The organism is Chitinophaga niastensis (assembly GCF_003014755.1).
GTDB lineage: Bacteria > Bacteroidota > Bacteroidia > Chitinophagales > Chitinophagaceae > Chitinophaga > Chitinophaga niastensis.
Genome location: NZ_PYAW01000004.1, coordinates 167,831 through 181,288, shown reverse-complemented (window position 1 = coordinate 181,288; position 13,458 = coordinate 167,831). Strand labels below are relative to the sequence as shown.

Genomic DNA, 13,458 nt, shown 5'->3' with positions numbered 1-13,458 from the left:
CTTGAACAGGTTTTAACGATTAATAATGAAACTTTCTATACTGGTAAGTGGCGATCTTTATTTTTGCTGGATCCATATTTCGTCGCCTCTTTGGTTGAATTGCATACGGAAAACCTTTCCAAGCTGCATCATCATTATGTCGGGTTGATAGATGATAGGCATTGACCCTGATACCTTATAATGTAGGAGTTGTGTATCACGAACGATCAATGTTTTGCCGAATACCTGCTGCATAAAAGCTGCTGCATCTGTCAGTGTAAAATCATCCATGATGAGTCGTCCTGAGTGCCAGGAAGTATAACGGGCAGCATCTACTCTTTTTTTGGTATAATCTCCATCCTGTTTATTATAGCGTACCATTTCCCCGGATTCCAGGTAAAGTTCAGCAGCTTTACCTTTGCGGGGCTCGCCGATATCCAGGAGGATACTCCCCTGCTGCAGTACTACCACAATTTCTTTGCCTGTACTGTTTACATTAAACTGTGTACCTATTACTTCCACACTTAATTTGTCGTAGGTATGAACAATAAATTTTTGTTGAGCCGTTTTATGTTTTACGTGAAAAAAAGCTTCTCCATCCAACCACACTTCTCTTTTACCATGATCCGTTTCGGTATACAGTAAACGTGAATTAGCGTTGAGTGTTACTTCTGAGCTATCGGGCAGCCACATTGATTTGGTTTCACCTAACCGGGTATAGGTGCTGAAGATGACCGGTTTATTATTCGTTTGCTGCATCCACCACCAACCGCCGGATAACAGTATCCCCAACAGCACGGCTGCTGCATACTTCCAGGCATCTTTCCACCGGGAAACAGGTATTACTGTTGCAGGCTCGTCTTCTTCTCCCAGGCCATGCCACACAGCATCCCACAGTTGTTCCTTATCCGTAGCAGACAGGCTGTAAGACCTGAAGCGGATACTATGTACGAGTTGCCTGGCATCGTTGATGACCGGTTCCATTTCCGGGTACTGTCGGAGCCACTTTTCCCAGAACACATTTTTTTCCTCCGGATGTAGTACCCATTGCTGGAAGTCCTCATCCAGCGCAAACTCCCTGGCTGTGAATGATAAATAGTTACTGGCTGCCAAGTGTATGAGCTTTTTATTAAAGAGCAGGTAGCGGGGAAAATCTCATCACTTTTTTTAAAAAATATTTTTATTTGCTCAGGAGTAGCAACAGTAGCGGCAGAGAGATATTCTTTTTAAGGATGCTGATGGCTTTGGAGATGGTATTGTATACAGAATCTACCTGCATAGACATGATTTCTGCTACTTCAGTATAGCTGAGGTTTTGGAAGAAGCGCAGGTAAATGGCCTCCCGCTGACGGCGGGATAAGCTGCTAAGGGCTTGTTGCAGCAAGCGTTTTTGTTCTTCCGCAGTTTCTTCGAGGATTAACTGGCTTTCCAGGGGGGATGTAAATTCGAATTCAAAGGCTTCCCATGATTCGCGGTGCTGATAGCGGCGATCCTTCCGCAAAGAGCGCAACAGGCGTCTGCGCAGGCTACTGATGAGGTAATAGCGGATGTTTTGTATATTAGCAGTCAGGTGATCCCTGGTTATCCAAAGATCCTGGAACAGGTCCTGCAGACAATCTTTCACCCTTTCATTATCCTGGCAAAAGTGCATCCCATAATGGAAGAGATCATCGATGTGTGCATCGTATATTTCGGCAAAAGCATGGCGATCGCCCTGTAAAAAGCGTCCCCAAAGTGAGGAATGGGAAGCTACCACGTGTAAGCCTGATTGGAAGGCTTTCCCTGTATTCATACATATGTTGGTTGAATACTAAAGCTTGTCATTTATTTTGATACTTGCAAATATTTTTTTTTGGTGCGGATGTACAGAATCGGTTATGTAATAAAAAAACACATTATGAAACACCTTACTTACCTGTTGTTATCTTTTCTTATTTTCTCCATGAGTAGTTGTGCAATTATTGCCGGGATCTTCAAGGCTGGTATATGGACCGGAATCTTTATCGTAGTTATAGTAGGCCTGATCATATTTTTGGCAACACGTGGCGGGAAGCGGGATTAGTTTTAAAAGAAAAGCTGCGAGAAATTTTGAAAAAAGAAATAATTACCTACTTTTGCATCCCATCAATGAAAACATATACCGGTAATTCGGGACGTAGCGCAGCCCGGTAGCGCGCTTGCATGGGGTGCAAGAGGTCGCAAGTTCGAATCTTGTCGTCCCGACTGAAAAAGCCATCTTATTGTAAGATGGCTTTTTTTATTTATATGGACCATAGAACAACCCATCGTTGGATGAAATAAGTTATTTTTGGATTATGCGTATTACTAAACTTGAACTTAAGAACTTTAAGCGATTTACAGACTTAACCATTGACGGAATTCCAGAAGAAGCAAAGTTGGTATTATTAATTGGCTCAAATGGTTCTGGCAAATCGTCTGTTTTTGATGCGTTTGATTATGTTGTTAAGCAATTTCGGGATGATGCATATAGCCCTATTCCATTAGAAAACTATTATGCAAAAAATAACCTTAAGCCTGAAGTTAGTATTAATTTTTCCGATGGCAATTCAATTAGCATAGTAGATAAATCAAGAAGATCTAGTGATAGCTCAAGAAATAAAATATCAAAATTTACTGGTAGGAGTAGTATTCGGATTGTGCCAAGAGTAACTAATCAGGTTAATCTCGATTTTGCCAGGAATAATACTGACGGTCCACTTACTTTTATTGATGCAGATGAACGCTTTACGAGCGATGTAAATCTTTACATACAAGAAATTGACAATGCTTTAAGGGCACCAGTTTTCAGAGGAGAATCCGCAGATACGTTGAAGATTTTCCAAGATTATATTGATCCGCTAAATACATCTTTAATTAATATTTTAGGTGGTGATACTACCACTACTATTCAGATTGCTGCATTTCAGAATCCAACCGCGCAAAGCAGTGGTCAATTAATATTTCAGAAAGGAGAATCACGAATTAGCTATGATTTATTAAGTCATGGTGAAAAACAGGTAGTGATACTTCTTTTAAATTTTATTGTAAGGAAACCATTCTATGAAGACGCGATCATCTTTATAGACGAAATGGATTGCCATTTAAACACTTCCTTACAAGTCAGATTATTGAATGAAATTACTAATGGCTGGGTTCCGGAGAATTCGCAACTCTGGACGGCATCACATGCATTAGGATTCATTGATTTTGCCAGGAATGCAGAAAATGCTGCACTTATCGATCTGGATTTGCTGAATTTTGACATTCCACAAATCATTTTGCCAGAACCCAAGGATAAAATGGAGGTGTATGAAGTGGCATTGCCTAAAGAAATTATAAAAAATGTACTAAAAGGATATAGGCTGGTTACTGTAGAAAATCAAAATGACCAGCATTACAACCTGGCTTTAGGGGAAGATGGCTTCCTTTTTCTACCTGCACAAAATAGTCGTGAGGTATTCATGACAATAAAGGAAGATCCTAATAAATTGGGATTAAGAGATCGCGATTATCTCACAGATGAAGAAATAGTAAGTATTCAAAAGAGATTCCCCAATCTTAAAATTCTAAAGTATTACGCTTTTGAAAATTACATTTACCACCCGGATAATATTGCAGAATTAAATTGGATCGGCTTTGATAAGGCGGCGTATATCCAGGAGATTGTAGATCAAAAGAATAAAAAGTTGATCCCAATTGTTGCTGACATACAGGTGGCACGTCAGTCATATCCTGAATTAAAAGAGGAAGGTGTAAAAAAGAGTAAGAGTATTGATACCATTACTGAAGGTTTACAAAGCAATGACCTGGAAACTTTTTATCCTTTTTATAGTATAAAAAGCCATTACAATAAAGCTTACTTACAGAAATTCAGTTACTTCATTAAGGATCTGGTAAAGACGCAATGGTTTAAGGAAAAAATCGAGGAAATTCTGAAAAATCAGGAGCATACCTGACAGCACTCTTTATCGCCCTACGTAACGTAATCAGGCAGAAGAGATAAAGATGAAGCTAATTAAACAGCAGCAGCTATTTCATTGACATTGGATATAACCTTCAGACCAAAAAGCTTTTGAATTAAGTAGCCGCAGCCACCAAAGTGTCCCGAACCCTTTTTATTTCAGTTTCGGACCTATTTTTATTAGAATGACCGCTCCATTCCCTAATTACCTGATCAATTTTATTTGTATATTCTACATCTTGCTTTGGGAAAATCTGTGCCCATCGTTCATAGATAATTACCCTATAATATATCATTCGATCGGCGTTTCCTTTGAAAGCGGCCATTGCTTTCTGATAATATTCATTTGCTAATTCAAATTTTCGCTCATCAGTTAAAAGACCCGCAAATGACCTAAGTGTTAAACCTTTGTCAACATCTGATTTAGACCGCTTTATAGCTCTCTCAAAGCATTCTTCTGCCGCCTCTATTTCATCGATCGTAACCCATCCTCATGCAACCATATTCCATTCATAAGGACTTACATATCTACTGATTTATTTAGCTAGGTATGCGGCTTGCCGTACAAAAAATCGTTGTTGATCGTTTAATAATCCTTGATAATTTGCCGGGAAGCCAACACTGTTCGCTTTAGCTTTTTCTGATTCAATATTGATACTGGTAATTTTTTCAAGTATATCGGTTAGCTGTTTCCTGAGACCCCTATTCGATTCAACTATCTTTTGTATAAGTGTTACAGCAGAAAAAATAATTGCCATAATACTCTAAATGTAATACTTAAATATTCAATATAAAAGAGTTAAAACACCCATGTCGTTAAGCTATAATGTCCATGTAATTCGAGTTAATACCTTCTGCTGCCCTTGTGAGTACCATATCTATTATAACTACTTGAATTCCTATAATGCCCACCACGGTGGGAAGAACCTGAACCTCCAGCAAAGTGACCTCCATGGCTGGTAGTATGGTGGCCCCCGCCATAATGCCTACGTTGTGCCTGACTGAAAATGGTTATTGTAATCAGGAAGACGAGTAAAAGGATTTTTTTCATAATGGCTATTATTTATAGTCACGAATATACAGGTTCCAATCAGGGAATCACAGATAGCCCACAATGTAATCATTGTGAATGCCTACCGCAACCGTTAAAACACCCATATTTGCCTTAACTTAACGGCATGGGTGTTTTGTCAGTAATTTTTCATAATGCCACAATAGCTTCCAAATTCTTTGAAACTGCTTTTAAAATTCACTAATTGAATATACTCATTTTGCCTCATTTCTAAAACATGGTTCAAAGCCTCCTAAATGCTTAATCAATGGACAGAGTCAGGCTTACCTACCCTCGACTATTTAATTTCAATGGCGGTAATTTTTCGGGTATAGTATCTATATGTTTGCGTAGCATTGGCATGTTCCTTATAATTTCCGGAGGCAAAGGCAAACCTCGTTAAATGCCAGTACCGGCCACCAGTATAAAAACTGACATCGTTTAAAGTATACCCCTTTTGAAAGCTTCCAAGTACTGATAAATAATGTCCTGCTAGGTCATAGATGCTGAACATGCTTTTGGGGCCATCCGCAAAAGAGGCAAAAACATCTGTTGAATAGATGATGGTTACCGTTTTCTTCCTAAAGTCCACATCGGCATTAAAATTATTGATTTTATCCTGGAGTTCCGGATGGTCTAAAAGTTTGTTTGGGTCTAAACGGATTTTGAAGGATTGCAGCGTAGTTATCTGATCGAGGTTGATCGGACTTCCGGTAATATGAAGCGCATAATCATTCCGTAATTGAACAAATTTAGGAAAGTATGGGTTTTCGATTTTCCTAATTTCCATCCGATCCGGTTCTGCCGGGTGGCCGAGCTGCGAGCTCACGATTGTCCCAGATGGAGGAGAAGACATCAAGCTTGCCTTTCCCGCAATGAGCTGGTCAAAATAAGCCTTTACTTCCGGTAGTTCCGAATTCAGGGTATACCGGATACAGATACGTAAAGGCTGCAATGGCTCTATCGTGCGGATGGAATTAGTGACCAGCTTTTGTTGCTCTTTGGCAAGACCCTGCATCCGGTTTATTGAGATATCCGTTTGTTCACTTAAATGCCCTATTAATGTTGCCGAACGATGCAAGCTAATATCCAGCCGTGTTTTAAAAGCCTGTTCCAGCGAATCACGCTGTCTTAAACTATCAGCTATATGAGCGGCTTGTATTTTTTCCTGGTTTTGCACCTCTATCTTTTGATAAAGCCCTCCGACTTTAATGACCAGGGTAAATATCCCTGCTAATACGATTCCCGTAATGGCGATTCTGCCTTGTGGGGTAAGCTTACCATCCTTCGGTTTAGTATCTGTCATTGCACCATACATACCAAAAGACATACTGACAATCGGCAACGATACATCCAATGTGGAAGTGAGAAGGTCAATGATTTTCATGTGGCTGATTAAATGGGATTGTGAAACTTTTGGGATTGTGATTAACTAAAGATAGTATTTATTAGGTAAAAAGGACCTGCACAGAAACAGGTATCTCTCGGCTCCCTCCCAATTGATTTGCTATTTGCTAGCGACGGCTTCAACGCAATAAAATGGTTAAAAAAGTGGAAAGGGGGACATGTAAAAACAGCCAGTCAATGAGGTTCCCTATTGTACTGCCAGGTTCCTCATCTCCAGCCATACAAGTATATGATTTCATCACACAGGAACTCTGCGTCGTAGATGGCAGCAAGATGCGCAATGCTATAGTTGAAAAAATCCCTCTGAGGAATTATTTACGCGAAAAATAACTCACCTTTGCAAGTGACTGGTACTGGCAAAAATTTACAGGCGAAGATTACAAACCAAGACTAAAAAACCGGATAATTAATCTCCAGACAACGAATGGAGGAATTCTAATTTTCTCTTGCCCGGTTGCTCCAGCATTACAAATAATAAGTTGATCAAATGTTCCCCCGATTACTTCCTTATATAATTGGATCTTGGCCGCCCTTGTGAGGGAACTGAACATAACCTTCACGTAGATATTATCATTCATCCTGGAATTTGCCGCTTATAGTTGAAAAAAAATTAAGCGCTGGTTTTAGTATCTTTATAAATAAACCCACTTACTAATAAAAATGATATCATTAAACCCTGATTTGTTGCTAACCTCAGAAAATGCCGGTGAGTTGCTGTCTGGATTAAAAGGCAGCTATAACCCTATGCAATTTGTGTTAAGATTAAGAAAAGATATTCACCTTGAATTAAGTAAGGTACAACCAGGAGCTAATTCATCAAGAGATATCACTTCTACCCAAATTCAGGCTTATTCTACCTATTTACATGAAACCATTCATTGGTGGCAACATGTCGGTTCAAACTTTGGATTAATATCCAGTTTGAAGTTTCCTGCCCAAGGCCATATTATAAATTCCCTACTCAAAGATGTTTTGAATACACTTGGCCCTTTTAAATCAATCGCAAAGTTTGATCAACTTGGACACCAAAATGAAAACGTCAACAGCATCATTAATTACTGGCATGATATAGAATTTGCTGGCCAAATAGCATTTGAACCCACCCAGATCAATAAATACGCTACCAATCCCTATTTTGAATGTTGGGGACACTCCTATAATATGATGTGGAGTGCTTCCATTTGGACACTGGCGGCAACATTTGACCCGGAATTATCATTCTTACCCAATATCAGGGAGTGGGAACACGGATTCAAAAAACTAAAGGAAGCCAAAGTTGAAAGCTTTTACTACGGCTCATCCAATACGATTCCACCATTAGGTACAAGGTCAATATTTGAAGGACAGGCCAGATTCTCCCAGTTACAATATTTGTACCTGGCAAACGCAGGTACATTAGATTTTAATGACTTCAACAAGGCTGGTCTGCTTTCGGGAATATATGTGGATGCCTTTAATCTTTTCCTCAATATACTGGGCGAACCATTCCCCGTAAAACCAGATGATCCCCTTGTTGGGCTATTCCTGTTAATATGCGACCTTGCTATCAATCCAACTGATGGCTTTCCTTTTGATCTTACTTATCATGAATCTTTCATCCTAACAAATGATCCGGGCTTTCGCTTTGCCCTAGTGTGCAAGATGATCAGAGATAACCATAAGGATGTAAAAAAAGCAATTCAGCACTTCTCAAAAGAAGAATATATCTTCCATAGCGAAAAACTCGCCCGCTCCATCGGTTGCTTTTCTCCTTACGAAAGCGCCGCATATATCTTAAACTGGATAGATAAAGAACCGAGTATTAAAAAATTACTTGAGGAGGAAAGGAACTACCAGTACACATCATCCAATCTACCTATCAGGCTCTTTTTTTCCAAGTTTCTAAAGTTTCAGGAAGATAAAGTCAAATATCCACAGTTCTTTTGCTGGCCAGGAATGCATCTGTTTGAACTACCACAAAATCAAATAACCCTGAAGGAGGCATACAACTTGTTTGAAAAGCATAATGCATTATTTATCGATGATGAAAATGGAGATATCTATCCTTCGGCCAGCAAACAACATACTGCTGAACTGCTAGATAATACACTAAATGAATTTTTCACCTGGAATTCTGTTTACACCATGGTCAGAGAATGGATCATAACAGAAGGGCCATTTACTTTCGATTATCAGTGGCTTTCTTCAAAATATACAAAAGAAGAAATGAAGAATTGGGCGTGCAGTAACTTTGAGACTTCTTTTGGTGTCCATCCCGAGTCATTCAAAATTCTATGATTAGCGGCTGCCAAACAAATCCCAGCCACTATTATAATAAGGAATTATCACGAAATCTCAAACATGTCAATAAGTTCATTAAATGCGCGCAATTCAATATTCTGAATGGAGTTTTAAATAGCTATGATAAATTGCCTTAGCCACCTCCGGATTACTCAGGTACCCTTCGATACTGTGGTGATTGGATGTAGTGTTAACCAAGTTTGTTTTATTAATAATCCCCGGGGTAATAGGAAAATAATGCTTGGTTAAGGGGTTTAGGGCGACGATATCTTTGTTGTCAAGTGCATTAAACCATAAGTTACAAATGCAGGAAGGCATCTTTAACGGCTTATTCAAAAACTTTTTCACTGCACGAATACCTAGCGGGGACCCCAGCGTGATTAGGCCATCTACTTTGGCAGAAGGTATCTCATGGAGGACATTATAGGCCACTACAGTACCCAGGGAGTGAGCTACGACTACACAAGGGTCACTATCAATATGGCCAGCCACTAACTTATCAATAGCCTCCCGGATATGCGGCAGTGCCAGATACTGATATACATCTGATGTCGCCAGATCAAGCATAAAGTCCCGTAGCCCGGGGATCTTATCGACAGTTTTGACCATTGCAATTACCCATTTCCAGTTCTGAAAGCCCCTTTCAGTAAGTCCATCAGGATAATTTTGCTGAATCTGCGCATTCGTAATCCCCGCATTTTGCAATAGTTCCTGTAGCATATCACGCAGAAAATACATCCCTGCATCTGATGCTTCGCCTTTTTCAATTAGCCTTTCCAGAGTATCTTCGGGCCCTTTTGTCTTTTCATGTAGAATATTTCCGTAATAAGGAAACACGATCCTGGTTCCGGCAGGCAGCACTGCATCTATCTTTTTAAGTCCCACTTCCAATGCAACTCTCCACTCCTGTTCCAATTCCACGGGGTCACGTCCCTGCTGCCCTCTTCCATGTATAAATATTATTGTTGCCATACTATCGTAAACCTTTTGAAATAAAGCGGGCACCTTGCTCAGTAAATGTTGTCCACAGCCCCGGCACCAAACAGCGAATCAATGTTCTGTACTTCCCGGGAAAATAAGAAAAGTTGATAGGAAAATAGGACCATCCTTGCGTTAACAACGGCCCAATGGCTCCTCTCTGGTTGTTAAACCGTGATTTCTCCCGTCCCCTGATTCTGGCCAGAAAATTTAACAACGTCACATCAAAAAGGACCGGCTCTGGTTCCCTACTCATGTACTCATAAACCGAGTTGATATCTTCCCACCTTCCTTGTTGCGCATAGGCATAACTGGCATACAACCCTAATGTCGGATCAAACGCCTTGTCATAGCGTATAAAACCCGCCTGCCTAATCACTTCGGGCGCACTTCCGGTGATTTTAAAGTCTCCAAACTGCATGGCAGTGGCGATCAGCGCTCTTTTTTCCACTATGACCGGCCGCCGCTCCATTCCTTCATTATACCTGTGACTATTACGAGTGGGTTCATACCTAATGTTAATTACCTGCTCATCCTTCAAAAGCACAATGGCTACAAATTCCGGCAATATGGTTACTGGAACGCTGTTACCATTTCCAAGTCGCAGGAGCAGAAAAGAATAGGGGTAATACGGAGGCACCTCCACAAAAGTGATCTTTCCTTCCCTAAACAAGTAACCCACGGGCCAATCTGGTTTAACTTTAACATCGTCCGTGCCATCAATAATTACCCCTCCTTCACGATCCATAAAAAGTTGCAGGAAAGGTGCCCTGCTATCGTCCAGATAGCTATCCAGCGTTTTATACAAGCGATGATCTACATAACGTTCCAGGTTTCCACCAATAAATACTCCTTCCATTCCGGACCGATTCCTCGGTCCTTCCCTGTTATATGGTATCTCCTTGTCTGCGACTGTCTGGGGCGGGAACATTTCTGTATCATCCTCTCCTCTAAATCTGGCCAGATATTTAGGATAGGCAGACTGTACGTGGGCAACTGGTTGCTGTGTGTGTTCACTGGTATATTTACTCACTTCCAGCGGAACTATTTCTTCAAGATAAGTTTTTAATGCTCTGGGAAGTAGAATCTGGGTTCTGCCTCCATCCTCCCTATAAGGCTGAAGAATCTCAGATACATTCCCACTTAAGCCATTCAGTACACACCGGGTATATAATCCAAATGACTTAGCATCCTCTCCCCTCACAGTTCTCTCATAAGCGGGACTGAGCACCTTCGCCGCATGAAATCTGTCTACTTCAGGCGGTATACTAAGCCCAGCAACATTAGGAAAAATATCACTCCCATGAACGCGGCTCAAAAGCGGGTCGCTGTTGTTTGTTCTGCATGCATCGCCGATAAATACTACATGCGGGATATTGCCATTTTCCGCAGACCAGGCGGATGCGTTGAGGCCAATCGCCTCCGCGGCATTACGTGTGGCATCAGAGAGTAGCCAAAGCTCCGTACCAACCGACTTCCAGGCGCCGTGACCAGAGAAAAATATCAACAGCTGATCATAAACCTCTGCTTCCACATAGAGACTGACCACCTCGCTGACAGCAGACAAGGTAACAGGCCCATTCTCATCTGTAATCAGGGTGGTTGTATATCCCTGCCCTACCGCCCAGACGTTAAAATCCTTAGCTCCCTGCACAGCCGCTGTAAGCGGTGGAAGCTGCCTGACCTCATTGACGCCTATAATAACTGCACATTTATTCATAACCTGGATCTAAATCGCCTTTAAAAACAAATCACCAATTCAGGGCTGTCCTGATTCCTCATATAAGCCCTGTCTGCGTATAGCCAATGAAGTTAGGCATTTTATCAATAATTTTTAAAGGCTACCGGTTCCGGGTGTAAACGTCTTCTTGCCGGGTACCTTCCAGCATCTATTTTTGTTGATTCCAAATAATTTCAAATTCTTCTGACGGAATAATATCATCTCCGCTATATTCAGCCTCTGATAATGGTTGATCGGCCAACATCGAATCATCTTCAAAATAATAGCACTTAAAGAAATAGATGACAAAATAATGAGAGCCTAATCTTCCAATATAATTCTAAAATACCTATGGTCAAAGCTGATCGGAAAGAGATATATAAAATTCAATATCCTGAAACAATAATACTTTTTTTCGTCCAAGATCATATAAATTGATACCATTTGGAAGATTCTCACATATTAATTACTTTCGCCCTGTAACGTTCTTTTAGTGGCCAGAGTAAAACAGTGAGTAGGTTTAAAGTTATTGACACAAGATATTGAAATTCAGACAATTACGATATCAGGGCGTCGGGTTGTCGTCCCGACAAATGAAAAGAAACCCGCAGCTATTGCTGCGGGTTTTGTTTTGCTGGTGATGACCAATGATATGATGATATATACGGATCGTGATTAAGCTTATCTACTGCAGGTAAAACACTTAAACAGCCATTTTTTTCCGAATGTACATTTGGAGGTTTGAAAACAATATAAGTAGATTTGTGACAAAAAACCATGGAAACTGTAACAAGCAAAGTCGGAGTAGAAGAGGAAAAGCATTTGATCCAACTTACTCTTAACGATTATCTTCAAGGGCGTCCGATAAAAGACATCGAAAGGCTCCGGGGGGCCTTTCACTCCGATGCGTACATCAGGACCATCATAGAGGGAAAGTTGATTCAGTGGACACTGCCGCAATACCTGGACCTGGTTGCCCAAGCAACATTACAGGAATGTCAACCCGAACTTCTTTCATATACCTGGGACGGAGATACCGGGTCAGCCCACGTGCAATTGACTTTTGCCACCTTTCGGTTCATTGATCGATTTAACCTGATAAAATTAGACGGAAAATGGCTGATCGTGGATAAGGTTTCCTATCGACAGGAGCCGCTGCGAGAGTTCGTTAGGTAAAAAGCTATCAGCTTTAGGGGTACTAATACAACCCTTAATCCAATTCCATTCGAGTGCTCATTTTGTAAAAACATATAAATTGAATGCATTTCTATCCAGCTTTAGAAGCTGTTCGAACATATCTCGGACAGCTTTTTTGTTTGCATTTATTGACGAATTCTCATCGCCAGACATAATACGAAAATCTAATATCGCTCCTGTCGCAGATTTTTCTCTCACTGTTTCAAGTAACGAAGCGCCACACATCCTGATTTAAGAATCTTTGACTCAACTAGTCTTAATTGTAATCTTTCCTGAAGGTCAATGCCTTCCATCAACCGTTTCCCTTCTCCTGCAATGACTGGATGTATAACAAAAAGAAATTCATCGACCAGGCCCAGCGCTATCAGTTGCGAAGGGAGGGCCACGCCACCGAGTAAAATATCCCTGCCTTCTTGTTGTTTCAATTTGAGTATTTCGTCTTGAAGATCCGTACGAACAATTCTCGTTTTTTTATCTTCAGCCCTCTCTAACGATCGGGAGAAAACAACTTTGTCGAGGGAATCAAATGTGTCAGCAAAATCGTTCTCTGCTTTTGCCATAGAATGGTTTTTTGCGACATCAGGCCAATAAGGAACCATCAATTGATAGGTGATGCGCCCATAAACGAGCAGGTCGGCTTCCCGCAAGACGTGCGTCCAATATTCAAGCATTGCTTCATCGCCAATCACTTTAGTATGGTCGAAGCAACCATCTATGGTAAGGTTGATTGCGTAGATTAACTTTCTCATTGGATTGCTTTTAGTTTTAATTTCTTTCGGCTCAGGTGATGCTGATCATTTTTCAGGATTTTTGACTATAAAGATAAAAAACGCTTCGCTTTAATAAAAGGGCTGAATACGACATTGTTAGGGTGTGGTTGCGGCA

Annotated in this window: 10 protein-coding genes and 1 tRNA gene; 5 read left to right on the top strand and 6 right to left on the bottom strand. The window is 40.7% G+C overall.

Annotation, left to right across the window (positions count from 1 at the left end; genetic code table 11):
- Positions 1-57: 57 nt before the first annotated feature.
- The gene (locus CLV51_RS19655; RefSeq protein WP_106529788.1) at positions 58-1,092 is read right to left on the bottom strand and encodes a FecR family protein; all 1,035 of its coding nucleotides are present in this window, start codon (positions 1,090-1,092) and stop codon (positions 58-60) included.
- Between the two features lie 67 nt (positions 1,093-1,159).
- Positions 1,160-1,771, bottom strand: coding sequence for an RNA polymerase sigma factor (locus CLV51_RS19650; RefSeq protein ID WP_106529787.1), 612 nt, complete (start codon positions 1,769-1,771; stop codon positions 1,160-1,162).
- 105 nt (positions 1,772-1,876) lie between these two features.
- Between CLV51_RS19650 and CLV51_RS19645 the strand changes: the two genes are divergently transcribed.
- The 3 genes from CLV51_RS19645 to CLV51_RS19635 all read left to right on the top strand — a co-directional run bounded on the left by CLV51_RS19645 (position 1,877) and on the right by CLV51_RS19635 (position 3,935).
- Positions 1,877-2,041, top strand: coding sequence for a phosphatidate cytidylyltransferase (locus tag CLV51_RS19645; RefSeq protein WP_106530063.1), 165 nt, complete (start codon positions 1,877-1,879; stop codon positions 2,039-2,041).
- Positions 2,042-2,128: 87 nt separating this feature from the next.
- Positions 2,129-2,202, top strand: a tRNA-Pro gene (locus CLV51_RS19640).
- A 92-nt stretch (positions 2,203-2,294) separates the two neighbouring features.
- A complete protein-coding gene (locus CLV51_RS19635) occupies positions 2,295-3,935 on the top strand; it encodes an AAA family ATPase (RefSeq protein WP_106529786.1) in 1,641 nt (546 codons plus the stop codon).
- Positions 3,936-5,289: 1,354 nt separating this feature from the next.
- Here the strand turns inward: CLV51_RS19635 and CLV51_RS19615 are convergent.
- Complete coding sequence (locus CLV51_RS19615) at positions 5,290-6,378, bottom strand: hypothetical protein (protein WP_106529782.1); 1,089 nt, start codon at positions 6,376-6,378, stop codon at positions 5,290-5,292.
- 680 nt (positions 6,379-7,058) lie between these two features.
- On the opposite strand from CLV51_RS19615, the gene CLV51_RS19605 reads away from it, so the two are divergent.
- Positions 7,059-8,675 carry a hypothetical protein gene (locus CLV51_RS19605; protein WP_106529780.1) on the top strand — a complete coding sequence of 539 codons (1,617 nt, stop codon included), beginning with the start codon at positions 7,059-7,061 and terminating at the stop codon, positions 8,673-8,675.
- A gap of 93 nt (positions 8,676-8,768) precedes the next feature.
- On the opposite strand, the gene CLV51_RS19600 is transcribed toward CLV51_RS19605, so the two are convergent.
- Both CLV51_RS19600 and CLV51_RS19595 read right to left on the bottom strand, forming a co-directional pair.
- Positions 8,769-9,650, bottom strand: coding sequence for a lipase family protein (locus tag CLV51_RS19600; protein ID WP_106529779.1), 882 nt, complete (start codon positions 9,648-9,650; stop codon positions 8,769-8,771).
- Between the two features lies 1 nt (position 9,651).
- On the bottom strand, positions 9,652-11,376 hold the full coding sequence (locus tag CLV51_RS19595) for a caspase family protein (RefSeq protein ID WP_106529778.1): 1,725 nt from the start codon (positions 11,374-11,376) through the stop codon (positions 9,652-9,654).
- A gap of 777 nt (positions 11,377-12,153) precedes the next feature.
- Here CLV51_RS19595 and CLV51_RS19590 point away from each other — a divergent pair.
- Positions 12,154-12,552: a nuclear transport factor 2 family protein gene (locus CLV51_RS19590; protein ID WP_106529777.1), complete on the top strand. Its 399-nt coding sequence runs from the start codon at positions 12,154-12,156 to the stop codon at positions 12,550-12,552.
- A gap of 215 nt (positions 12,553-12,767) precedes the next feature.
- Here the strand turns inward: CLV51_RS19590 and CLV51_RS19585 are convergent, their stop codons facing one another.
- The gene (locus CLV51_RS19585; RefSeq protein WP_106529776.1) at positions 12,768-13,322 is read right to left on the bottom strand and encodes a dihydrofolate reductase family protein; all 555 of its coding nucleotides are present in this window, start codon (positions 13,320-13,322) and stop codon (positions 12,768-12,770) included.
- Between the last annotated feature and the right edge of the window lie 136 nt (positions 13,323-13,458).

What these genes read in the sequence shown, in the direction of transcription:
- CLV51_RS19650 (WP_106529787.1), bottom strand. Translation starts at nt 1,771, where the DNA reads ATGAATACAGGGAAAGCCTTCCAATCAGGCTTACACGTGGTAGCTTCC.
- CLV51_RS19645 (WP_106530063.1), top strand. Translation starts at nt 1,877, where the DNA reads ATGAAACACCTTACTTACCTGTTGTTATCTTTTCTTATTTTCTCCATG.
- CLV51_RS19635 (WP_106529786.1), top strand. Translation starts at nt 2,295, where the DNA reads ATGCGTATTACTAAACTTGAACTTAAGAACTTTAAGCGATTTACAGAC.
- CLV51_RS19615 (WP_106529782.1), bottom strand. Translation starts at nt 6,378, where the DNA reads ATGAAAATCATTGACCTTCTCACTTCCACATTGGATGTATCGTTGCCG.
- CLV51_RS19605 (WP_106529780.1), top strand. Translation starts at nt 7,059, where the DNA reads ATGATATCATTAAACCCTGATTTGTTGCTAACCTCAGAAAATGCCGGT.
- CLV51_RS19600 (WP_106529779.1), bottom strand. Translation starts at nt 9,650, where the DNA reads ATGGCAACAATAATATTTATACATGGAAGAGGGCAGCAGGGACGTGAC.
- CLV51_RS19595 (WP_106529778.1), bottom strand. Translation starts at nt 11,376, where the DNA reads ATGAATAAATGTGCAGTTATTATAGGCGTCAATGAGGTCAGGCAGCTT.
- CLV51_RS19590 (WP_106529777.1), top strand. Translation starts at nt 12,154, where the DNA reads ATGGAAACTGTAACAAGCAAAGTCGGAGTAGAAGAGGAAAAGCATTTG.
- CLV51_RS19585 (WP_106529776.1), bottom strand. Translation starts at nt 13,322, where the DNA reads ATGAGAAAGTTAATCTACGCAATCAACCTTACCATAGATGGTTGCTTC.